We start from the raw sequence: 22,689 nt of genomic DNA, 5'->3' as shown, positions 1-22,689 counted from the left end.
GACTCAACTAAAATAAAAAATTACCAGACTAAACTTGAAATTTACTTTAATCAGTCCAATATTATTACTGAAATCTATCTGTTAATTTTAATTAAGATTTTGAAAAATATATAAAAAATTTAATTGAAATTTACGCCTGCGTTCCCATATATCCATCAAGTACACAATTTGTTGTGAGGAATAACAAGAATGCGTTTTGAAAAGTTTACCAACCGCCTACAGCAAGCTTTATCCGATGCCCAATCTCTCGCGATAGGGAAAGATCATACTGCCATTGAAGGCATTCACTTATTGGCGACTTTGCTCGAAGAAGCCTCCAATGTCAGTTTATTACAACAAGCAGGCGCAAACCTACGTGATTTGCAAAGCAAATTACAGCAAGCGATTGCTGATGCACCGACTTTGACCAATCCAACAGGCGATATCAACTTAAGTCCAGATGCGGTTAAAGCCTTGAATTTGGCTGACAGTTTTACCCAAAAAGCAGGTGATGAGTTCTTGTCAACCGATTGGTTGATGCTGGGTTTGACCGAAGTGGGCGCGACCAAAACACTACTGAACAGTGTAGGCGTGACCTCAGATAGTTTGCGTAGCGTGATTGACAAAATTAGAGGGGATGAAAAAGTCATGAGCAATAATCACGAAGATCAACGTGACTCACTCAATAAATATACCATCGATTTAACCGAACGTGCGTTGGCGGGCAAGCTAGACCCTGTAATTGGTCGTGATGATGAAATTCGCCGTACCGTTCAGGTGTTGTCACGCCGTACCAAAAACAACCCAGTACTCATTGGTGAACCTGGTGTGGGTAAAACTGCGATTGTTGAAGGTTTGGCTCAGCGTATTGTGAATGGTGAAGTGCCAGAAAGCTTAAAAGGTAAACGTGTTTTATCTTTAGATTTGGGCTCATTGTTGGCAGGTGCGAAATATCGCGGTGAGTTTGAAGAACGCCTAAAAGCGGTCTTAAAAGACTTGGCGAAACAAGAAGGTGAAGTCATCTTATTTATTGATGAATTACACACACTTGTGGGTGCAGGTAAAGGCGATGGTGCCATGGATGCAGGCAATATGTTGAAACCTGCATTGGCGCGTGGCGAATTGCGCTGTGTGGGTGCAACCACTTTAGATGAGTATCGTCAATATATTGAAAAAGATGCAGCTTTAGAGCGTCGTTTCCAAAAAGTATTGGTCGATGAGCCAAGTGTAGAAGACACCATTGCAATTTTACGAGGTCTGAAAGAACGCTACGAAGTGCACCACGGGGTTAAAATTTTAGATTCGGCGATTATTGCCGCCGCTAAAATGTCGCACCGTTATATCACTGACCGTCAACTTCCCGACAAGGCAATTGATTTGGTGGATGAGGCAGCGTCACGGATTAAAATGGAGCTAGATTCTAAGCCTGAAGCCTTAGATAAATTAGAGCGCCGTTTAATTCAATTAAAACTGCAACTTGAAGCCGTGAAGAAAGATGAAGATGCAGGCAGCCGTGCTGAAGTTGCACATCTGGAAAAACAAATTATTGAAGTTCAAAATGAATACAATGATTTGGAAGAAGTTTGGAAAGCGGAAAAAACCTTGGTTGAAGGCACTAAGCAAATTCAGACTCAGCTTGATCAGGCACGTATGGCATTGCAAAAAGCGCAGCGTGAAAATGACTTGGCGGAAATGTCACGTTTACAATACGGTGTGATTCCTGAGTTGGAAAAACAACTGGCACAAGATGAGTTGGTTGAAGAGAAAGAAGAACCAAAATTATTGCGTAACAAAGTTACGGACAATGAAATTGCTGAAGTCGTGAGTGCTGCAACGGGCATTCCTGTATCGAAAATGCTGCAGGGTGAACGTGAAAAATTGCTACACATGGAAGATTTCTTGCATAACCGTGTGGTGGGGCAAGATGAAGCTGTGGTGGCGGTGTCGAATGCGGTACGTCGTTCACGCGCAGGTTTGTCTGATCCTAACCGTCCAAGTGGTTCGTTCCTGTTCCTTGGCCCAACAGGGGTAGGTAAAACAGAATTGACCAAAGCGTTAGCGAACTTCTTGTTTGACAGCGATGACGCCATGATTCGGATTGATATGTCTGAATTTATGGAAAAACACTCGGTCAGCCGTTTGGTCGGTGCGCCTCCAGGCTATGTCGGTTATGAAGAAGGTGGTGTATTAACCGAAGCAGTACGTCGTAAACCGTACAGTGTGGTGCTGTTTGATGAGGTGGAAAAAGCCCATCCAGACGTATTTAACATCTTGTTGCAGGTGTTGGATGACGGACGCCTAACCGACTCGCAAGGTCGCGTGGTGGACTTTAAGAACACTGTAATTGTGATGACTTCTAACTTGGGTTCACACGAAGTACGTGAATTGGGTGACAATCCAACACGTGAAGAAGTGCGTACCGTGGTCATGGCCGCAGTTTCACAACATTTCCGCCCTGAGTTTATTAACCGTATTGATGAGTTGGTGGTGTTCCATTCACTGGAAAAAGCACAAATTCGTGGCATTGCCGATATTCAATTGGATCGTTTACGTGCGCGTTTAAGCGAACGCGACTTGAGCTTGTCGATAGACGATACTGCATTTGATCAATTGATTGAAGCAGGTTTTGACCCAGTCTACGGTGCGCGTCCATTGAAACGTGCAATTCAGCAACAAGTGGAAAACACATTGGCGCAAAAAATCCTCGCAGGTGACTTTGTTGCAGGCGATACGATTTTAATTAAAGCTGAAAATGGTCATTTGTTGTTTGAAAAAATGAAACTCAGCTAATTGACTATGTGTGAGCAACTTTTAAGAAACCCAGCTTCCGCTGGGTTTTTTATGACTGACAATTTAGGTCACATAAGTAAAATTTTTGGTAAAAAATGACAGCTATTTTTAATATTTTGTGATGAATATTATATTTAAGTGATTTATTTGCAAAACAATTATCTTTTTTAAAGAAGATTAATTATAATTTATTGTTCAATAAGAATAGATAAATTCTGAGCAGAATCTATGTCAAAAATAGTATGGGGTGGAATGGGGGTTGCAGTGTTGGCAGGAGCTGTCACTGCAGGAAATTTATATGCAGATAAGAGCCTGCGTGAGCATTATCAACAAAATTTAAATCCTGTACCCAATGTGAGCGTCCAATATACGGACTACGACATGGGGACTTTAACAGGTACTGCCAAATGGAAAATGACCATTATTGCAGACCCATGTAATGCTAAAGAAAAACTGGTGTTTCACGGACAAGATCAAATTCAGCGGACATGGAAAGGTTACCAAATTGATTCTAAAATGAATCTGGAACAAGGGCAGGGACAATTTTCCGAGTTCTTTCAGCAGCCTCTAAATGTGACAACGCAAGTGAATTGGTTGGGTGTATCGACCACGAAATTGAGCATACCTGCTATAGAGAAAAAAGAAGCAGGACTTGAAGCTAAATTTTCTCCTATGCAGATTGAGTTTCAGGCGAAACAAAGTCAGGGGCAGCAGAAAATTGTAAATATGAGTTTTGATGTGCCTCAATTGATGGTGCTGGATCAATTTGGACATCTTCAAGTAAAAGGCATGCAGTTTAAAACCAATCAGGCTTTGAATGTGCAGTCTTTAGAGCCGGGCTATTTCCAATTCAGTATTGCAGAAATGCAGCGTCAAGACCCAAAAGCAGTGGGTTCAGGCAAAATGAAAGACTTCAGTTGGCGTATGGATACTCAACTGCATGAGCGCACGGTAGATATTCAATCGAAATTTAAAATTGCCGAGTTAGGTTTAAATAATGTGCCTGCCATGCAAGACCTGCAAGTGAATTGGGATGTTAAAAACTTGCAGCGCAGTAAAATGCAGACGTTTCTTGATATTGTGCAAAAACAAAACAACTCATGCCTAGAAGCGGAAAACTTTGAGAAAGAAGTTCAACAAGCCTTGTTGGCTGTGATTAATGAGGGCTTTCAGTTCGAATCCAAGAAGAATCAGTTGAAATTAGGCACAGGCAGTATTCGGGCAGATTTGGTTGGTAAAGTGATGCCAGGGCATCAAACCACTGTAGAAGGCTTAGCGAAAATGTTCCCAAGTTTATTGGAAATGCAAACCGATGTGAGTTTTAACAAGCAAGTGGTCAAAACCATTATGAATAATTATATGAATGCTGCAGGTAAAAGCATGTCTGATCAAGAGTTGGAACAGATACTCAGTGCGATGCAAAGCAATCAGCAAATTCAACGTGATGGTGATGAATTTAAACTGTCGATGCATTATCAATATGGTGAAAAGAAGTTTTTAACTGGTCAATAATCTAGATACTGATCTACGATAAAACAAAGCCTGTTCAAATGAACAGGCTTTGTTGTATTGCCATATCGTTTATTTAAACAGGCGGGTGTTGAATTTTCCAAGCACGGTGGATTTTGGTGTTGCGTTTGAAATCTTGCCCAATGGTTTCATGGCTAATTTCCTGCACATCAAACATGGCTTCAATTTCTTCATCCATTTCAAAACCACGGTAGTTGTTGGAGAAGTACAGCGTTCCGCCTGTGGTTAAGCGGTTCATGGCACGCTTAATTAAAGAAACGTGGTCGCGTTGTACGTCAAATGTTCCGTAGAACTTTTTAGAGTTTGAGAAAGTTGGTGGGTCAATAAAGATCAGATCATATTGTTCATGACCTTCTTTGAGCCATTCAAAACAATCACTGGCAAAGAATTGATGTTGTTCATCGGCATGGTCTACCGTTAAACCATTCAATACAAAGTTTTCTTTAGACCAATTCAAATAAGTATTGGATAAATCGACGCTGGTGGTACTTGCTGCACCGCCAAGCGCGGCATGTAAACTTGCAGTTGAGGTATAACTGTATAAATTCAGGAAGTGCTTGCCACGTGCTTCTTTGGCAATACGTAAACGCATTTGACGATGGTCAAGGAACAAGCCTGTATCTAGGTAGTCGGTGAGGTTAACCAAAATTTTAGCCTGACCTTCTTGCACAATAAAACGCTTCGAGGCGGTACTTTGTTTGGTGTACTGGTTTTTACCTTCCTGACGGGCACGGGTTTTAATAAATACCGCATCGCGCCCTAAACCTGTGACAGCGCGAATGGCTTGTAAGGCAAGGTTAAAACGCTTTTTGGCTTTTTCAGGATCAATTTTTTTCGGCGGCGCATATTCCTGCACGTGCAAACGGTCGCCGTATAAATCGACTGCGACATTAAAGTCAGGTAAGTCTGCATCGTATAAACGCAGGCAATGCACATTTTCTTTCACCGCCCATTTTTTCAGGCTCTGCATGTTTTTTTGCAAACGGTTGGTGAAATCTTCTGCGCCTTCAATGGGTTCAAACTGTTGCGGTTGCCAATCTGCTAAGAATGGACGCGCGACTGTTGCAGGTTTGATCGTACCAAAACGGACATAAATTGGCAGTTTACCGTTCATCAAACGTAAAATTTGTGGGTCATTGAAAGCCAGCACATCGGCTTGTTCAACTTGGGCTGCAATGACGGCTGCTTTTTGATTTGGGAAATGCTTTTGCAAAAGGGCAGACAGACCCAAATATAAGGCACGGTTTGAGGCTTTATCGCCCAAACGTTCACCATAAGGTGGGTTGGTTACAATAAAGGCCTTTTTACCTTCGGCTTGAAAGTCGGGCCAGTCAGCCAAAGTACGTTCTTCAATTTGAATCTGATCGAGCAGACTTTCAAAACCTGCCGCAATAATATTTTGCTTGGTGGCTTTGACTGCTTCCCAGTCGGCATCGAAAGCATAGAATTTTGGCAAGGGCTGTTGTAATGCAGTTTGATGGCGTTCTGCCGCTTCTGCTTTAATGCTCATCCATAATTCATGGTCGTGACCTTGCCAACCGTTAAAACCAAAACGACGTACCAAACCCGGTGCACGGTCAGTCAGCATCATCAATGCTTCAATAATAAACGTGCCCGAACCACACATTGGGTCTAAAATAATGTCGGGTTGAATTTGTTGTAATTGACCTTTTTGCAGAATCGCTGCGGCAAGGTTTTCTTTAATTGGGGCATCGGTCATAAAACGACGATAGCCGCGTTTATGCAGTGAATCGCCAGATAAATCTAGGCAGTATGTATGTTCTTTTTTACCTGCCAACACGTATAAGGTAATTTCAGGCTGTTTGATGTCAATGCTTGGACGTTTGCCCACTGCATCCATAAATGAATCGACCACACCATCTTTAACGCGCAAGGTCGCAAATTGGCTGTTCACTTTAATGTCACGCTCTATATGCAAACGCACTGCAAAAGTACTTTGTGGTGCAAAAATCAGTGACCAGTCAAAGCTCAGCGCACCTTCATAAAGCTCTTCGGCTACATCGCGCGCGTCGTGACTAAATTCAATTTCGTGTGTGTGAATTGGTGTAAGGACACGTGAGGCTAAACGTGACCACATGCAGACACGATAGGCATTTTCGAGTGTGCCTTTGAAAATTAAACGACCCGGTAAACGTTCGATATTTTGAATACCTAAACCTTGCATTTCTTCTTGCAATAAGGTTTCAAGTCCATCTGCACAGGTGACCCAATATGTAGAAAGACGGGGTTTCGAATTCATGAAAATTTCCAAAAGCAATTCAGCAATCGGCTATTTTACCGTATTTTGTGCTAGAAAACTTAGTGATTTAGCGTGAATCGTGCAGAATTTTAAAGGTCTAGGTTTGAAGAGCTTCAGGGCATTTTTACTGTTTTTTTCTAAAAAGGCAATGAGGATGTAATGACATCTCTAAAAAATTTTGAGTGATTGTATTGCGGAAAAATAAAAACCTGAATATTCACATGATTGGTATGTATTTTGCTCATACATTGTTGTGATGGTGAACATTTTGCAGATGAGCATCAAACACTGCAAAACAACAATGAAGCGATAAGGGGAATATTTAAATGACCACGGCTACTTTAAACACGGCACAGGCTTTAACAGCAAATAACGAGATTTTTTCAGTTGCCACTTTAATTTATACGCGATTAAGACGGGTCAGTGGACGTGTGATTGATGTCATGTATCTGGTTGAAAATTCAGACTATGCACGTGCTGTGCTGCAATTGGCGCTCGCTACACACGATGAGGAATTGTGCCGTTATGCGCTGCGCTTAAACAGTATATTGGCTAACTTAATGGATGCTGATGCAGAAATAACGTCGCCACAGACTGAAGCGCAGCAATTAGATGCAGTAGAAAATATAGAAAATATAGATGACTTGACTGAACCTACAGCTGAAGAAATTTATCGGGCGCAGGTGTCCCATCATTATATAGGGGCACTGCGTTAAACGGTGAATTGTACAGACTATGCCTACATAGCCTGAAGGTTGCGTAGGCAGTTGTAGGCGAAGATTGACCCACCAGATGTTCATCAAGCTCATATCAAGATGATTGGCTAGCAGAGCAGTTAAATATAAATGCCATCCTTTCACATCGCTTTGTAGAGTATTAAGCATGAAAGAAAGTGTAGATGAGTCTGCATGACTTAATTTTTAAAATCATAAGTTTCTTTTGACTAAATCATGCCAAGTTACACTGCTTTGCCAAATCAATTTCTGTATAATGCGTTAACTTAACGTATAAGGAATCTCTCATGCATTTGGCGGCATTGCATACTCCGAGCCAGATTCAATTGAATAAAGATGGGCATTTAAAACACTTTTTAACCATCGAAGGTCTTTCCAAAGAAACCCTCACCCAAATTCTGGACACAGCACAGTCCTTTTTCAATGAACAAAACCAACTGATCACCAATAATTTGCTGGAAGGGCGTACGGTGATGAACTTGTTCTTCGAAAACTCTACCCGTACCCGCACCACATTTGAAGCCGCAGCCAAGCGTCTTTCTGCCAATGTACTCAATATTGATATTGCCCGTTCAAGTACCTCTAAAGGTGAAACTTTGCGTGACACTTTGTGGAACTTAGAGGCGATGGCTGCTGACATTTTTGTGGTGCGTCATTCATCTTCAGGTGCAGCACATTTTATTGCTAAAACGGTTTGCCCAAAGGTTGCCATTATTAATGCGGGTGATGGCCGTCATGCACATCCAACGCAAGCGATGTTGGATATGCTGACCATTCGCCGTGAAACCCAACGACCTTATGAAGAATTAAGTGTTGCGATTATTGGTGATATCAAACATTCACGCGTGGCGCGTTCCGATGTGGCTGCCTTGCAAACACTGGGCTGTAAAGACATTCGCGTGATTGCACCGAACACCTTGTTGCCCTACGGTTTTGATAAATATGGCGCAGGCGTGCGTTTATTTAACAAAATGGAAGAAGGCATTAAAGATTGCGACGTGATTATCACCCTGCGTATTCAAAATGAACGTATTGATTCGCCAGCACTTGCCTCACAAGCCGAATTCTACAAAATGTACGGTTTAAACAAAGAGCGTTTGGCGCTTGCAAAACCAAACTGTATTGTGATGCATCCTGGTCCAATGAACCGTGGTGTCGAAATTGATTCAAGCATTGCCGATGGGCCTCAATCGGTGATTTTAAATCAAGTAACCAACGGTATTGCGGTACGTATGGCGGTATTGGCCTTGGCGATGCAAGGTCAATTGCAAGAACAAGGTTTGATTGACGCGATTGCGGTATAAGGAAAAAGTCATGGCGATTGTAAAAATTGAAAATGTACGTGTGCTTGACCCAATCCAGCAAATTGACCGCGTACAAACGGTATATCTTGAAAATGGCAAGTTGGTTGCAGAAAGTGCAGATATTAGCGAAAGCATAGATGCCCAAGGTCAATGGCTCATGCCAACTATGGTCGATTTATGCGCACGTTTACGTGAACCTGGTCAGCAACAACATGGCACGCTCAAATCTGAAGGCAAGGCCGCACGTGAAAACGGAATTCTGCACTTATTTACGCCACCCGATTCTAAACCAATCGTGCAAGACAACGGTGCACTCATTCATGGTTTGGTCGAAAAAGCCATGTTGGATGGTGGCATTTATTTAGAAGTGATTGGTGCACAAACTCAAGGTTTAAACGGCAAGCAGCCTGCCAATATGGCGGGACTGAAAAAAGGCGGCTGTAGTGCAGTGTCCAATGCCAATGCACCTTTTGAAGATGATGATGTCGTGATTCGCACACTGGAATATGCTGCAGGTTTGGACATGACCGTGGTGTTCTATGCCGAAGAACCGCAAATTGCTAAAGATGGCTGTGTGCATGAAGGTTTTATTGCATCGCGTCAGGGCTTGCCTATGATTCCAACTTTGGCAGAAACCGTAGCGATTGCCAAATATTTGCTGATGATTGAAGCCACAGGTGTACGTGCGCATTTTGGCTTATTGTCTTGTGGTGCATCAGTTGAATTGATTCAACAAGCTAAAGCCAAAGGTTTACCTGTCACTTGTGATGTTGCGATGCATCAACTGCATTTAACCGATCAAATTATTGATGGTTTTAACTCGTTAGCGCATGTACGTCCGCCACTGCGCTCAGAGCAAGACAAAGCATTACTGCGTCAAGGTGTAAAAGATGGTGTGATTGATGCGATTTGTACTCATCATGAGCCGTTAAATAGCTCTGCAAAAATGGCACCATTTGCAGATACTTTGTCAGGTTTTACTGCATTTGATACTTATATTCCATTTGGGATTCAACTGATTCAGGAAGGTCTGTTCAGTCCATTGGAATGGGTAGAAAAAGTGACACTTGCACCTGCGCGTGTGGCAAAAATGCAAAGTCGTTGGGAACAGGAAGCGGGTTGGGTCTTGGTTGATCCAGAAGTGGAATGGACACTGAACAAAGAAACGATTGTGTCACAAGGCAAAAATACGCCTTTGATTAATCAAGTTGTAAAAGGCAAAGCAGTACGCGTCTTTACTGCTTAATATGCTTTGATTGATATTTGATTTTCAAGTTTAAATAAAAGTCAGCTTCGGCTGGCTTTTTTATTGAATTTTAACAATCCCCAAATAGAAAATCGAAGAAGAGACTCTACATTCCGTTGACTCAAATTTCACAACAAAATCAAAACACCACAATTTATTACATTTGTTTAAATTTTAAGCATATACACTAAAAAACAACTTGAAAACAAAGACAAAAAAGAGGGCATATATATGCAAACAGATTTTATAGACTTGCTCAAACAAAGTGTGTCATCCATTGTATTGGAAGGGGAAACCCAGCATTTGCTTGAAAAAAATCAGGCATTAAATAGTTTTTATCCCATTTTATTGTCTATTTTAAATTCACGACCTGAACTGATTGACAATCTGCTGCGACAACTGAATCCACGTGTGGGCGATGTATTTGGTTCAAATCTATCTTTAAAACAGCAGTTTTTAGATTTGGTCAGCGGCACAGCACCGCAAACCGAAATTGAAAACACCCTGAATCGTTCAATTGCACCAAGTTTAAACTTTTTGGAAAATCAGGCAGGTTCATCTGACCCAGTTGCAATTCAGCATTTACTGCAAAACAATTTAGATTCAATTCAGGCGGCTTTACCGCAGTGGGCAACAGCATTATTGGCTGCTTTGGGGGTAAATAATGCTGCGGGCCAAACCGTACATCAAGCACCTGAAGTCATTGTGACTGAGCCAGTAGAAGAACGCCGTTCGTGGTTATTGCCAATTTTAGCTTTAATTATTTTAATTGGTTTATTGGCATTTTTATTCCGTGCATGTAGTGACCGCAACCAAGCGCCTGCAACCACACAGACCCAAGTGGCAGCAAATCAGGCTGCAATGTTGCAAGTCAGTACAGGCAGTGATGGTAATTTGGTGACCTGTCAAATTTTGCTGAATAATCCAAGCTATATGGAAATTCTGCAGAATGAAGTGAAGCAAATTTTCAATCATCCAACAGGTTGTGGTGCAGAAAATTTTGCCAACTATCATTCGGAATTTATTGATCAGGACGTGATTCCAAGCGTTTTAAAAATGCTGAAAGGTGTACCGAATGTCAATTTAAACTGGGTGGGTAATCAACTGTCTATTCAAGCCGCGAACCCTGCCGATGCAGAGCGTTTAGCCAGTCAAATTCGTCCATTGGCTAAAAACATGACTGTAGTGACTCAGCAACCTGCAGAAACTACAGTAACCGATGTTAATCAGGCTGTAACCAGCAGTATTAGCAATGCCGAGCAGGCTTTGGCTGCAATTAATCCTGACAATATTCAAGCTTTGGATATTGCGACGGCACTCAATATGCAAATCATTAATTTTGATTCTGCATCGACTGAAATTCCAGCAGCCAATAAGTCTATTTTAGATCAGGCTGCGGTATTGATGCAGCGCGCGCCACAAGTGCAATTAACCGTGAAAGGGCATACCGATGCCGTAGGTGATGCCAATGCCAACAAAACTTTGTCACAACAACGTGCGCAAGCAGTGGTCGATTATTTAGTATCACGTGGTGTAAATCCGGGTCAGTTGCAAGCCATTGGTTTTGGTTCAGAACAGCCGATTGCGGCAAATGCAACCCCAGAGGGTCAGTTTAAAAACCGCCGGATTGAGTTTGAAGTCTTGAATGTAGATACAGGCACAGTGCGTAGTGTGGAAGATGCAGGCGTGGTAGAGCAAAAGACGCCTTAATCTTAAACAGGTTTATTTTCTTGTAAGATTAAACTTTTATAGAGCCCTCACTTTACACAGTGATGGCTTTTTTATTGCAGATCAACCCCGAACCATCGTGCAAATATCGAAATTGAAAGTGAATTTTGTATGATCTTTGGTTTAGCGGAATGGTTTTATAAATTAGTGATTTATTGATTTTGCAGAGTAGGGAAGTATGAAAGTCAAAATAAACCCTCTCCCTTGTATTAAGTTTTAAAGCAGTGCATCAAAACTTGCAAAGGAGAGGGTTATTCACTCGAGATAAATTCATCAAGCTGCGACTTTTTGTAAGGCAACACCTGTAACTTTTTGAATTTCATCAAAACTGACATCGGGTGCAAGTTCAATCAACTTTACGCCTTGTGGAGTAATATCAAGCACGCCTAAGTCGGTAATGATACGATGCACCACCGCTTTACCTGTGAGTGGCAAACTGCACTGCGATACAATTTTAGGCGTACCATCTTTGGCACAATGTTCCATCAGCACTACAACTTTTTGTACGCCTGCAACCAAATCCATTGCACCGCCCATACCTTTAACTTTCTTGCCGGGAATCATCCAGTTGGCAAGATCGCCTTGTTCAGAAACTTCCATTGCCCCTAAAATAGCGATATTGACATGCCCGCCACGAATCATGGCAAAGGAATCTGCGCTAGAGAAAAAAGCCGCACCTTTACGCGCTGTCACAGTTTGTTTACCTGCATTGATCAGGTCGGCATCTACAGTTTCGGCAGTTGGGAACTCACCAATGCCAAGCAAGCCATTTTCGGACTGTAACCAGACATTGATATGTTCAGGAATATAATTGGCGACCAGTGTGGGTAAGCCAATGCCTAAATTGACATAAAAACCATCTTCTAATTCTTGTGCAGCGCGCTGCGCCATTTGATTACGCGTCCAAGCCATGTCTTAAGCCTCCGCCTTTAAAGTCATTTGTTCAATCCGTTTTTCTGGGCTTGCATTGAGGACAATGCGGTTCACATAAATACCAGCTAAGTGGATTTCGTCGGGGTCTAAATCGCCAATTTCAACGATTTGTTCAACTTCGGCAATGGTGATTTTGCCTGCCATAGCACAAACAGGATTAAAGTTTTGTGCTGTTTTACGGAAAATAAGATTACCCGCTTTATCTGCTTTGTAGGCTTTGACCAAAGCGACATCTGCAGTCAAAGATTCTTCTAAAATATAATCTTTGCCGTTAAATTCACGGACTTCTTTGCCTTCTGCAATGACAGTGCCTACACCTGTTGGGGTGAAAAATGCAGGAATACCTGCACCGCCTGCGCGTAGTTTTTCTGCCAGTGTGCCTTGCGGGGTGAGTTCAACTTCCAATTCACCGCTTAAAAACTGGCGTTCAAATTCTTTATTTTCGCCGACATAAGATGAAATCATTTTTTTAATTTGTTTGGTTTCAAGCAATAAGCCTAAACCAAAACCATCGACGCCAGCGTTATTAGAAATACAAGTCAGTTGTTTGACGCCTGTATCTTTTAACGCAGCAATCAAGGCTTCAGGAATACCGCATAAACCAAAACCGCCCACCGCCAAGGTATGCCCATCTTGAACCACGCCATTTAATGCAGCTTGTGCGCTGTCATATACTTTATTGGACATTTGTCACCTCTATTTATTCTCTGCACGGCATTCACTTGCCATGTTGTGTTGTTGTCATCCTTGTCGCTTATGTTCCAAAGTTATTGAGGATGAAATGGGTTTTAAGCACAAACCTTTTGCCAGTAGGCATTGGCATAGTGAGATGGATTATCACGCTGTAAGATATTGCTGATGTTGCGACTGGCTTGCATCAGCGGCTCTAACCGCACACCTGTTTCAAAACCCATCTTGGACAGTAAATAGTACAAGTCTTCGGTAGACACATTGCCCGATGCACCTTTGGCATACGGACAGCCACCCAAACCAGCAATGGATGAATCAAATACACGAATGCCTTGTAAGAGCGATTGATAAATATTGGCAATCGCCATGCCGTAAGTATTGTGAAAATGACCTGCTAAAACTTTGGCATCGACCTCTGCCAAACATGCATCCCAGACTTTTTGCACACGGTCAGGGGTTGCTGTACCAATGGTTTCACCCAAAGACACTTCATAGCAGCCCATGTCCAATAATTGCTGTGTGACTTTTGCGACTTGTTTCGGGTCAATTGCGCCTTCATAAGGACAGTCCACCATACAAGATACATAACCACGCACGCGAATGTTGTGCGCTTTGGCTTGACGCATGACATCGCTAAATTTTTCCAAACTTTCTTCAATTGAACAGTTGATATTTTTTCGGGTAAAGCTTTCAGAAGCGGCGGTAAACACGGCAACTTCTTTGCAACCCACCGCCAAAGCCGACTCAAAACCTTTTGAGTTTGGGGTCAGTAAACTGAATTGAATGTTTGGGTTTTGTGGCAGGCTGGCAAACAGCACATCGCTGTCTGCCATTTGCGGTACCCATTTGGCCGATACGCAAGAACCGACCTCAATGCTGCTTAAACCTGTTTGCATTAAATCCAAAATCAGGTTTTTACGGTCTGCCAAAGTGAGTGGTGTTTTCTCATTTTGCAGACCATCTCGTGGGCCAACCTCTACAATTTTGACAAATTCAGTCATGCAACTTCCTCCGTCAAGGCTTCAAATTCAACCAGTTCATCGCCTGCTTTGACCTGATCGCCCGCTTGGAAGTACGAACTTGCCACAATGCCATCGAAAGGCGCACGAATTGAATATTCAATTTTCATGGCTTCCAGTGTCATCAGTACATCATCTTTTTTCACACGGGCATTGGCTGCCACCAAAACTTGGGTGATTACACCCGGCATTGGTGCAGTCAGATTGTTGGCATTGTCTTGTTGATCATCGCTGTTAAAGTTTGCTTGTACATAGCTAAACACATGACGCTGACCGTTTTGGAACAGGGTGATGCCTTGCGCATGTTGGTTAAATGCTATTTTTTGTTGCTGACCATTGATACAAACCTGTAGACGATGTGCATCCAAAAGCTCGCCTTGAACGCTCAGCGTTTGCCCATTGTAGTGAGCCTCAAAACCAGAAGTGCATGGTTTTAACTGGATTTTGAGTGTTTGGTCATTGCACTGTAATTGCACTGTGTGGGCGCTTTGCTGATTTAAGCGCCAGAAGTGGTCTTTTTGCCAAACCGCGTTGTTTGCCGCTTTGTTGTTTTGAATACGAGAAAGTACATCAATTAACGCAGCTGCAACGACAGTTTCTGTAGCGACTTCAGGTTTTGCGTTAAGTAAAAATGCTTCCTCACGTTGAATAAGCCCTGTATCCAAATTGGCATGTTTAAAGGAATCACACAGCACCAAACGATCCAAGAATGCAATGTTGTTGCCTAAACCATCGACGTGGAACTGACCTAAAGCATGGTGCATTTGCGTTAATGCTGCTTCACGGTTTTTACCCCAAACAATCAGTTTGGCAATCATTGGGTCGTAGTAGGTGCTGATTTCATCACCTTCGACAATCCCGCTATCGACACGTACGGCATCATTTTGCTCTGGATAATGCAGATAGCTGATTTGACCAATGGCAGGAATAAAGCCTTTTTCTGGTTCTTCGGCATACACACGCGCTTCAAGGGCATGACCATGAATTTGCAATTCATGTTGCTGTTTTGGCAATGGCTCACCAAAAGCAACTCGCAATTGCCACTCAACCAAGTCTTGCCCTGTAATCATTTCTGTGACGGGGTGTTCGACCTGCAAGCGGGTATTCATTTCCATGAAATAAGCAGTACCGTCTTGCTCGACAATAAACTCTACCGTACCTGCGCCCACGTAATTTACAGCACGTGCGGCATCAATTGCGGCTTGGCGCATAGTTTCGAGTTTATCTTCTGGCATTTTTGGTGCAGGTGCTTCTTCAAGCACTTTTTGGTGGCGACGTTGTACCGAGCAATCACGTTCAAACAAATGCACGTAGTTGCCGTGAGTATCGCCAAAAACCTGTACTTCAATATGACGTGGTTGAATCACATAGCGTTCAATCAGCACATCTTCATTACCAAAGCTAGAACGTGCTTCACTTTTACATGAAGCGAGTGAGCTGAGAAAGTCTTCACTGCGTTCTACTAAACGCATGCCTTTACCGCCACCGCCTGCACTGGCTTTAATGAGCACAGGATAACCAATGCTGTCGGCTTGTTGCTTTAAAAATGCCGCATCTTGATTGCTGCCGTGGTAGCCCGGAGTTAGTGGCACACCTGCTTTTTCCATCAAGGCTTTAGAGGTTGCTTTTAGACCCATCGCCAAAATGGCTTCAACTGGCGGGCCAATAAAAACAATATTGTTGTCTTTACAGGCAAGTGCGAATTGGTCATTTTCAGATAAGAAACCATAACCCGGGTGAATCGCTTGTGCACCTGTGCTTTTGGCTGCCTGAATAATACGTTCAACTTGCAAATAACTTTGTGCCGCAGGCGATTCACCAATATAAATGGCTTCGTCTGCCAGTTTAACGTGTTGTGATTGCGCATCGGCATCTGAATACACCGCGACAGTCGCAATCCCAAGTTTTTTTGCGGTACGAATTACACGGCAGGCAATTTCACCACGGTTGGCAATTAAAATCTTTTCAAACATCGTGCGATCCTTCTTTTATTCTGCCGTGGTCTTGATCCAAGCCGGGCTTTGTTTATTTAAAAAAGCATTTAAGCCATTTTTCGCCTCAGTTCCTTGGCGAACATGTGCAATATGCTGTGCAGTTTGTTGGAGTAAATCTTCGGTCAAAACTTGATGATTAACCATCTGAATCAGTTGTTTAGAAGCATGTTGCGCTTCTGGGCCACCAAGCAATAAGGCTTGCACAATTTCATCAATTTTGCTGTCTAAGTCTTCGGCTGAAGTGACTTCATGCGCTAAACCAATTTGCTGTGCCTGTTCTGCAGAAATACGCTCTGCCGTTAAAAAGTAACGTGATGCCTGACGTGCGCCAATCGCACGAATGACGTAAGGGCTAATGGTAGATGGTGCTAAACCTAAACGTACTTCAGAGGTCGCAAACTTGGCATCGGTGCTGGCAACGCAAATATCACAGGCAGCTGCCAAACCCATACCACCACCAAAGGCAATACCATGCACACGGGCAATAGTCGGTTGTTTTAACGTCGCTAAACTTTGCAGCATTTTTGCCAGTTTTAGGGCATCGGCTTGATTTTCTGCTGTAGAAGCTTGACCTGCCTGTTTCATCCAGTTCAAATCTGCACCTGCAGAAAAGCTTTTGCCGCGTCCTGCCAAAATCACCACTCGAATATCATCACGGCTATTCAGTGCCTGAAAGCAGGCGTGTAATTCTTCAATTACCTCTGTATTGAAAGCGTTATGCAATTCCGCACGATTAATCCAAACCGTAGCCACTTGGTTGTTCTGTTCGAGCTGTAAAAACTGATAATCCATTTTGTCACCTCTTACATGCGGAACACGCCAAATTTGGTCGGTTGGATGGGTGCATTGAGGGCAGCGGCTAAACTTAATGCCAAAACTTCACGCGACTGTGCTGGATCAATCACACCATCATCCCATAAGCGTGCAGACGCATAATATGGATGACCCTGACGTTCGTATTGTTCACGAATTGGCTGTTTGAACTGATCTTCTTCTTCTGCAGACCAGCTACCACCTTTGGCTTCAATCTGATCACGCTTTAAGGTAGACAATACGCTCGATGCTTGTTCGCCACCCATCACTGAAATACGTGAGTTTGGCCATGTCCACATAAAACGTGGTGAATAAGCACGACCACACATCCCGTAGTTACCTGCACCAAAAGAACCGCCAATCACCAAAGTCAGTTTAGGCACATTGGCTGTGGCAACCGCCATCACCAGTTTGGCACCATTTTTGGCAATGCCTTCATTTTCATATTGGCGTCCAACCATGAAGCCTGTGATATTTTGAATAAATAACAGGGGAATGTTGCGTTGGGTGCATAGTTCAATAAAGTGTGCGCCTTTTTGTGCCGACTCGGAAAATAAAATACCGTTGTTGGCAATAATCCCGACAGGCATACCATATAGTTTGGCAAAACCTGTAATTAATGTGGTGCCAAAGCGCGCTTTAAATTCATCAAAACGTGAACCATCGACAATACGGGCAATCACTTCACGTACATCAAACGGTTTACGCGCGTCAGTCGGAACAATGCCATACAGTTCAGAGGCATCGAATAATGGTGCTTCTATATGCTCAGGCTGCGGGTTTGGCTTTTTATTTAAATTGGCAACGATGTTGCGGGCAATTGCCAAGGCATGTTCATCATTTTCTGCCAAATGATCGGCTACACCTGAAAGGCGAGTGTGTACATCGCCACCACCCAAGTCTTCGCTGCTAACCACTTCACCTGTTGCGGCTTTAACCAGCGGTGGGCCGCCCAAGAAAATTGTCCCCTGATTACGCACAATGATGGTTTCATCTGACATGGCAGGGACATACGCACCGCCTGCGGTACAACTTCCCATCACAACGGCAATTTGGGCAATGCCCATGCTCGACATACGCGCTTGGTTATAGAAAATGCGTCCGAAATGATCACGGTCTGGAAAGACTTCATCTTGTAGCGGCAAATATGCACCGCCAGAATCGACCAAATAAATACAAGTCAGGTGATTCTGTTCGGCAATTTCCTGTGCGCGTAAATGCTTTTTCACAGTCAGTGGATAGTACGTTCCACCTTTTACTGTGGCATCGTTGGCAATGATCATGCAGGTCACGCCATTCACTTGACCGACACCCGCCACTACACCCGCAGCAGGGACATCATCCTGATAGACCTGATAAGCGGCCAACTGACCAATTTCAATAAATGCAGTACCCGGATCGATCAGGTGGTCAATCCGTTCACGTGGCAGTAATTTGCCACGGTCTAAATGTTTTTGGCGTGCAGTTTCGCCACCACCCAAAGCAATTTTTTGGACTTTTTCTCTGAGGTCATCGACTAGGCTTTGCATCGCAGCTTGGTTGTTTTTAAACTCGTCGCTGCGAATATTAATTTTGCTCTGTAATTGATTCATGCCAACATCCTTGTCTATTCTTGTGATTTATTTTTAGGCAGTTTCGTTAAACAATTCACGGCCAATCAACATACGGCGAATTTCTGAAGTACCCGCACCAATTTCATAGAGTTTGGCATCACGCCATAAACGTCCTGCAGAGAACTCATTGATATAGCCATTACCGCCCAAGGTTTGAATGGTTTCACCTGCCATCCATGTGGCTTTTTCGGCAGCGTATAAAATGGCACTGGCTGCATCTTTACGTAAACTACGGCTGTGTTCAGCTTTGTCACATTCTGCGCCAACGGCATAGACCAGTGCTTTACATGCCAACCAAGTCGAATACATATCGGCAATTTTGCCTTGCATAAGCTGGAATTCACCCAATGCCTGACCAAACTGTTTACGCTCATGAATATAAGGAATCACGGTATCCATGCAGGCATCCATAATGCCTAGCGGCCCTGCACTTAAAACTGCACGTTCATAGTCCAGTCCACTCATTAGTACTTTTGTACCATTGCCCACACCGCCCAAGACGTTTTCTTTTGGTACTTCAACATTGTCAAAGAACAATGGATAGGTATTTGAGCCGCGCATCCCGAGTTTGTCTAAATGGCTGCCGTGGCTAAAACCTGACATGGTTTTTTCAATTAAGAAAGCAGTCATACCTTTGGCGCCTGCCTGTAAGTCAGTTTTGGCATACACCACCAAAACATCGGCATCACCGCCATTGGTAATCCACATTTTTGAGCCGTTGAGCAAGTAATGATCGCCTTTATCTTCAGCTTTCAGTTTCATGCTAACCACGTCTGAGCCTGCATTTGGTTCAGACATTGCCAAAGCGCCGACGTAATCGCCTGAAATCAGTTTTGGTAAATAGCGTTGCTTCTGTTCTTCTGTCCCATTTCGCTTAATTTGGTTCACACATAGGTTAGAATGAGCACCGTAAGACAAACCAATGGATGCTGATGCACGAGAAATTTCTTGCATGGCAATGATGTGAGCTAAATAGCCTAAGTTAGTGCCGCCGTATTCTTCACTCACGGTTAAGCCAAGTAAGCCCATATCGCCAAATTTTTTCCAAAGCTGGGCAGGGAATTCGTTATCACGATCAACCTGTTGAGCAATGGGTGCAATTTCCTTTGCACAAAAAGCAGCGATTGAATCGCGCAGGGCGATTAAGGTTTCATCTAAGCCGAAGTCTAAGCTTTGTAAAATCATGTGTTCATCCATCCTGTGGTTATATTTGTTGTCCCTAAAACAAGCATTGTTGTTGTGCTTAGGTTCTAACATACATCGAAAATTTAAAAAAGTGAACTAAAATTCACAAAATGATTTACAATTCATTTTATCTGGTTGAGAATAAGATATGAGTTATAAAAGATCATCATTGATGCAGGAACGTATGGAACAAAATCGCATGGCGATTTTAGATTCTGCTCGTGAACTTATTGCTCATGGGGGCTTTAAAGAAGCGTCTATCCAAGCCATTGCAGAACGCGCAGGCGTATCTACAGGTTTGGTGTATCGCTACTTTGAAAATAAAAGTCAGATTTTGATTGAAGTTTTATCGGATGCGATTCGTCGTGAGGTCGAAATTTTGGACCACATTGCGAAGTCAGATTTAAGTGCAAAACAAAAATTGCAAAAATCTGTCACCACTTTTGTGAAGCGTGCGATGAACAGCCCTCAATTGGCGTATTCGTTAATGTTCGAGCCTGTAGACCCAGAAATGGAACATGAGCGTTTTCGCAGTAAACAACTGATCAAACAGAGCATCAAGGAAATTTTGGCTGAAGGAAAAGTCAATGGTGAGTTTGATTTTGAAGATTTGAACACTGCTGCTTTAGGTGTGGTTGGCTCCATGACCTTTGTAGTGATTGAACCTTTAAACCCGTCTCGCAATGTGATGTTTGATCAAAATTATAAAGATTACTTTGTCAAACAAATTGCCGACTTTTGTGTAAATGCAGTGCGAAAACAGCAGGGAGGGTAGTAAAAACAACGCACAAAACAGGCAAAAAGTGATCGTCGTCATAATGGAAAACAGAATTACAAAGAATCAAGGAGATCGATTCAATGACACAAGTACGGTTAAGTTATGCCTATGGCACCAGTAATCAGCCTTTGTTAGGCATGACCATTGGTGAAAAGTTTGATCAGGCTTGCCAGCAATATGCAGATCAGGATGCTTTGGTAAGCGTGCATCAAAATGTGCGTCTGACCTATAAGCAACTACAGCAACAGGTCAATGCCTTTGCCTGTAGTTTGTTAAAACTCGGTTTTAAAAAAGGTGACCGCCTTGCCATTTGGTCTCCGAATTGTGTGGAATGGACGATCACTCAATTCGCAGCCTTTAAGGCAGGGGTGATTTTGGTGAATTTAAACCCAGCCTATAAAAGCAATGAACTGGAATTTGTGCTCAACAAAGTTTCCTGTAAAGGTTTGGTAATTGCATCGCAGTTTAAAAGTACCAACTATCAGGACATCTTAACGAAAATTGCCCCAGAGCTGTGTCAGGCAGACAATAAAGTCCTCAACGCCAAGCGTTTACCGCATTTAAAGCATGTGATTAAAATTGATGATCAAGCACATACAGGAATGCATCGTTTTCAGGATTTATTGACAGCTCCAACCACACACATGCTGAAAAAACTGCAACACATTGCTAGTGAGTTGCAGTTCGATGAAACCATTAATATTCAATTTACCTCAGGCACGACGGGCAATCCGAAAGGCACTATGCTGACCCACAACAACATTTTAAATAATGGTTACTTTGTAGGAGAAGCAATTCATTTAAGTCCACAAGACCGTGTTTGTATTTCCGTGCCGCTGTTTCACTGCTTTGGTATGGTGATGGGTAATTTAGCTTGTATCACACATGGTTCAACCATGGTCTATCCATCGGCAGTGTTTAACCCGCTCGATACCTTAAAAGCCATTCAGCAAGAAAAATGTACAGCTGCTTACGGCGTACCGACCATGTTTATTGCCATTTTAGAGCATGAACAGTTTGATGAATTTGATTTATCTAGCTTGCGTACAGGCATCATGGCAGGCAGTCCGTGTCCGCAAGAAATTATGCAACGCGTCATCGACCGTATGCACATGGCGCAAATCACCATTTGTTATGGCATGACCGAAACAGCGCCTGTGAGCGCACAAAGTTCGACTGAAGATTCGGTGGAACGTCGAGTCAGTACGGTGGGGCGTGTACATCCACATCTGGAAGTAAAAATTGTCGATGAAGAAGGCAAAGTCGTGCCGCGCGGACAGTTAGGAGAATTGTGTGTGCGTGGTTATTCAGTCATGCTGGGTTACTGGGATGAACATGACAAAACCCAAGAAGTCATTGATGTTGCACGTTGGATGCACACAGGCGACATTGCAGAAATGGATGATGAAGGCTTTGTAAAAATCAAAGGTCGCATTAAAGATGTGGTGATTCGTGGCGGTGAAAACCTGTTCCCGAAAGAAATTGAAGATTTCTTATATACTCACGATGCGGTCTGCGATGTGCAAGTAATTGGCGTGCCAGATCATCGTTATGGTGAAGAACTATGTGCCTGTATTATTTTGCATGAACACCATGAATGTACCGAAGAGGCAATTCGCCAATACTGTGCAGAACACATTTCACACAATAAAGTCCCACGTTATGTGCGCTTCTTTAGTGAATTTCCAATGACCGCTTCAGGCAAGGCACAGAAATTTAAATTACGTGAATTTATGCGTGAAGAATTAAATTTAAAGGAAATTGCTTAAGACATTATTTCAGCTATTTACTGCTGCAAGATCGACCTTTTAATTTTGTCAGCACACACCCTTTATTTCTCACGCAGAGATAAAGGGATACTCTATACAGGAATAATCACACTAAAAATATATCGCATGCTCGGCTTAATAAAAGATGGCACAAGTTTAAGCATGATGCGTGATAATCAAGGATGAAAATAATGACCGTACGCAATGATTGGACTCGAGAAGAAATTCAGCAGTTATATGAACAACCTTTTCTGGATTTAGTCTTTGAAGCACAGCGTGTGCATCGCCAACATTTTGCTGCCAATACCGTACAAGTCAGTACCT

At 42.9% G+C, this 22,689-nt stretch carries 16 protein-coding genes and 1 pseudogene; 9 read left to right on the top strand and 8 right to left on the bottom strand.

Going from position 1 to position 22,689, the window contains the following annotated elements:
• The first annotated feature begins 189 nt into the window (after positions 1-189).
• Positions 190-2,769, top strand: a complete 2,580-nt coding sequence (gene clpB, locus FTU09_RS08135) for an ATP-dependent chaperone ClpB (RefSeq protein WP_180079966.1) — start codon at positions 190-192, stop codon at positions 2,767-2,769.
• A 228-nt stretch (positions 2,770-2,997) separates the two neighbouring features.
• On the top strand, positions 2,998-4,281 hold the full coding sequence (locus FTU09_RS08130; RefSeq protein ID WP_180079964.1) for a DUF945 family protein: 1,284 nt from the start codon (positions 2,998-3,000) through the stop codon (positions 4,279-4,281).
• Between the two features lie 73 nt (positions 4,282-4,354).
• Here the strand turns inward: FTU09_RS08130 and rlmKL are convergent, their stop codons facing one another.
• Entirely contained in the window at positions 4,355-6,559 is a 2,205-nt protein-coding gene (gene rlmKL / locus FTU09_RS08125) for a bifunctional 23S rRNA (guanine(2069)-N(7))-methyltransferase RlmK/23S rRNA (guanine(2445)-N(2))-methyltransferase RlmL (protein WP_167845927.1), read from the bottom strand.
• A 326-nt stretch (positions 6,560-6,885) separates the two neighbouring features.
• Between rlmKL and FTU09_RS08120 the strand changes: the two genes are divergently transcribed.
• The 4 genes from FTU09_RS08120 to FTU09_RS08105 all read left to right on the top strand — a co-directional run bounded on the left by FTU09_RS08120 (position 6,886) and on the right by FTU09_RS08105 (position 11,553).
• Positions 6,886-7,275, top strand: a complete 390-nt coding sequence (locus FTU09_RS08120) for a hypothetical protein (RefSeq protein ID WP_104851793.1) — start codon at positions 6,886-6,888, stop codon at positions 7,273-7,275.
• A gap of 305 nt (positions 7,276-7,580) precedes the next feature.
• Complete coding sequence (locus FTU09_RS08115; protein ID WP_180079963.1) at positions 7,581-8,597, top strand: aspartate carbamoyltransferase catalytic subunit; 1,017 nt, start codon at positions 7,581-7,583, stop codon at positions 8,595-8,597.
• Positions 8,598-8,607: 10 nt separating this feature from the next.
• The gene (locus tag FTU09_RS08110; RefSeq protein ID WP_004971548.1) at positions 8,608-9,843 is read left to right on the top strand and encodes a dihydroorotase; all 1,236 of its coding nucleotides are present in this window, start codon (positions 8,608-8,610) and stop codon (positions 9,841-9,843) included.
• Positions 9,844-10,074: 231 nt separating this feature from the next.
• Complete coding sequence (locus FTU09_RS08105) at positions 10,075-11,553, top strand: OmpA family protein (RefSeq protein WP_167845929.1); 1,479 nt, start codon at positions 10,075-10,077, stop codon at positions 11,551-11,553.
• Between the two features lie 291 nt (positions 11,554-11,844).
• Here the strand turns inward: FTU09_RS08105 and FTU09_RS08100 are convergent, their stop codons facing one another.
• The 7 genes from FTU09_RS08100 to FTU09_RS08070 form a co-directional block, all read right to left on the bottom strand.
• On the bottom strand, positions 11,845-12,483 hold the full coding sequence (locus tag FTU09_RS08100; RefSeq protein ID WP_004971544.1) for a CoA transferase subunit B: 639 nt from the start codon (positions 12,481-12,483) through the stop codon (positions 11,845-11,847).
• 3 nt (positions 12,484-12,486) lie between these two features.
• Positions 12,487-13,191 (bottom strand): CoA transferase subunit A, encoded by a 705-nt coding sequence (locus tag FTU09_RS08095; RefSeq protein ID WP_004971542.1) that lies wholly within the window; start codon positions 13,189-13,191, stop codon positions 12,487-12,489.
• 101 nt (positions 13,192-13,292) lie between these two features.
• Complete coding sequence (locus FTU09_RS08090; protein ID WP_096901054.1) at positions 13,293-14,195, bottom strand: hydroxymethylglutaryl-CoA lyase; 903 nt, start codon at positions 14,193-14,195, stop codon at positions 13,293-13,295.
• Positions 14,192-16,186 (bottom strand): acetyl/propionyl/methylcrotonyl-CoA carboxylase subunit alpha, encoded by a 1,995-nt coding sequence (locus FTU09_RS08085; protein WP_167845930.1) that lies wholly within the window; start codon positions 16,184-16,186, stop codon positions 14,192-14,194. The genes FTU09_RS08090 and FTU09_RS08085 overlap by 4 nt, the downstream gene beginning before the upstream one ends.
• A gap of 15 nt (positions 16,187-16,201) precedes the next feature.
• A complete protein-coding gene (locus FTU09_RS08080; protein WP_004971533.1) occupies positions 16,202-16,999 on the bottom strand; it encodes an enoyl-CoA hydratase/isomerase family protein in 798 nt (265 codons plus the stop codon).
• An 11-nt stretch (positions 17,000-17,010) separates the two neighbouring features.
• Complete coding sequence (locus FTU09_RS08075) at positions 17,011-18,612, bottom strand: carboxyl transferase domain-containing protein (RefSeq protein WP_131261348.1); 1,602 nt, start codon at positions 18,610-18,612, stop codon at positions 17,011-17,013.
• A gap of 33 nt (positions 18,613-18,645) precedes the next feature.
• Positions 18,646-19,818, bottom strand: a complete 1,173-nt coding sequence (locus tag FTU09_RS08070) for an isovaleryl-CoA dehydrogenase (RefSeq protein ID WP_004971528.1) — start codon at positions 19,816-19,818, stop codon at positions 18,646-18,648.
• Between the two features lie 148 nt (positions 19,819-19,966).
• Here FTU09_RS08070 and FTU09_RS08065 point away from each other — a divergent pair, with 148 nt between their 5' ends.
• The 3 genes and pseudogenes from FTU09_RS08065 to FTU09_RS08055 all read left to right on the top strand — a co-directional run.
• Entirely contained in the window at positions 19,967-20,593 is a 627-nt protein-coding gene (locus FTU09_RS08065; RefSeq protein ID WP_004971526.1) for a TetR/AcrR family transcriptional regulator, read from the top strand.
• Between the two features lie 83 nt (positions 20,594-20,676).
• Entirely contained in the window at positions 20,677-22,365 is a 1,689-nt protein-coding gene (locus tag FTU09_RS08060) for an AMP-binding protein (protein WP_096901051.1), read from the top strand.
• A gap of 191 nt (positions 22,366-22,556) precedes the next feature.
• Positions 22,557-22,689 (top strand): annotated as a pseudogene (locus tag FTU09_RS08055) (biotin synthase); the annotation flags it as partial.

The sequence above is a fragment of the Acinetobacter sp. YH12058 genome, assembly GCF_013419805.1.
Classification (GTDB): Bacteria; Pseudomonadota; Gammaproteobacteria; order Pseudomonadales; family Moraxellaceae; genus Acinetobacter; species Acinetobacter towneri.
This window is presented reverse-complemented; position numbering and strand designations above follow the sequence as displayed.

Bases quoted from the DNA above. Each gene is read 5' to 3' on its own strand.
- clpB (WP_180079966.1), top strand. From the start codon at position 190: ATGCGTTTTGAAAAGTTTACCAACCGCCTACAGCAAGCTTTATCCGAT.
- FTU09_RS08130 (WP_180079964.1), top strand. From the start codon at position 2,998: ATGTCAAAAATAGTATGGGGTGGAATGGGGGTTGCAGTGTTGGCAGGA.
- rlmKL (WP_167845927.1), bottom strand. From the start codon at position 6,559: ATGAATTCGAAACCCCGTCTTTCTACATATTGGGTCACCTGTGCAGAT.
- FTU09_RS08120 (WP_104851793.1), top strand. From the start codon at position 6,886: ATGACCACGGCTACTTTAAACACGGCACAGGCTTTAACAGCAAATAAC.
- FTU09_RS08115 (WP_180079963.1), top strand. From the start codon at position 7,581: ATGCATTTGGCGGCATTGCATACTCCGAGCCAGATTCAATTGAATAAA.
- FTU09_RS08110 (WP_004971548.1), top strand. From the start codon at position 8,608: ATGGCGATTGTAAAAATTGAAAATGTACGTGTGCTTGACCCAATCCAG.
- FTU09_RS08105 (WP_167845929.1), top strand. From the start codon at position 10,075: ATGCAAACAGATTTTATAGACTTGCTCAAACAAAGTGTGTCATCCATT.
- FTU09_RS08100 (WP_004971544.1), bottom strand. From the start codon at position 12,483: ATGGCTTGGACGCGTAATCAAATGGCGCAGCGCGCTGCACAAGAATTA.
- FTU09_RS08095 (WP_004971542.1), bottom strand. From the start codon at position 13,191: ATGTCCAATAAAGTATATGACAGCGCACAAGCTGCATTAAATGGCGTG.
- FTU09_RS08090 (WP_096901054.1), bottom strand. From the start codon at position 14,195: ATGACTGAATTTGTCAAAATTGTAGAGGTTGGCCCACGAGATGGTCTG.
- FTU09_RS08085 (WP_167845930.1), bottom strand. From the start codon at position 16,186: ATGTTTGAAAAGATTTTAATTGCCAACCGTGGTGAAATTGCCTGCCGT.
- FTU09_RS08080 (WP_004971533.1), bottom strand. From the start codon at position 16,999: ATGGATTATCAGTTTTTACAGCTCGAACAGAACAACCAAGTGGCTACG.
- FTU09_RS08075 (WP_131261348.1), bottom strand. From the start codon at position 18,612: ATGAATCAATTACAGAGCAAAATTAATATTCGCAGCGACGAGTTTAAA.
- FTU09_RS08070 (WP_004971528.1), bottom strand. From the start codon at position 19,818: ATGATTTTACAAAGCTTAGACTTCGGCTTAGATGAAACCTTAATCGCC.
- FTU09_RS08065 (WP_004971526.1), top strand. From the start codon at position 19,967: ATGAGTTATAAAAGATCATCATTGATGCAGGAACGTATGGAACAAAAT.
- FTU09_RS08060 (WP_096901051.1), top strand. From the start codon at position 20,677: ATGACACAAGTACGGTTAAGTTATGCCTATGGCACCAGTAATCAGCCT.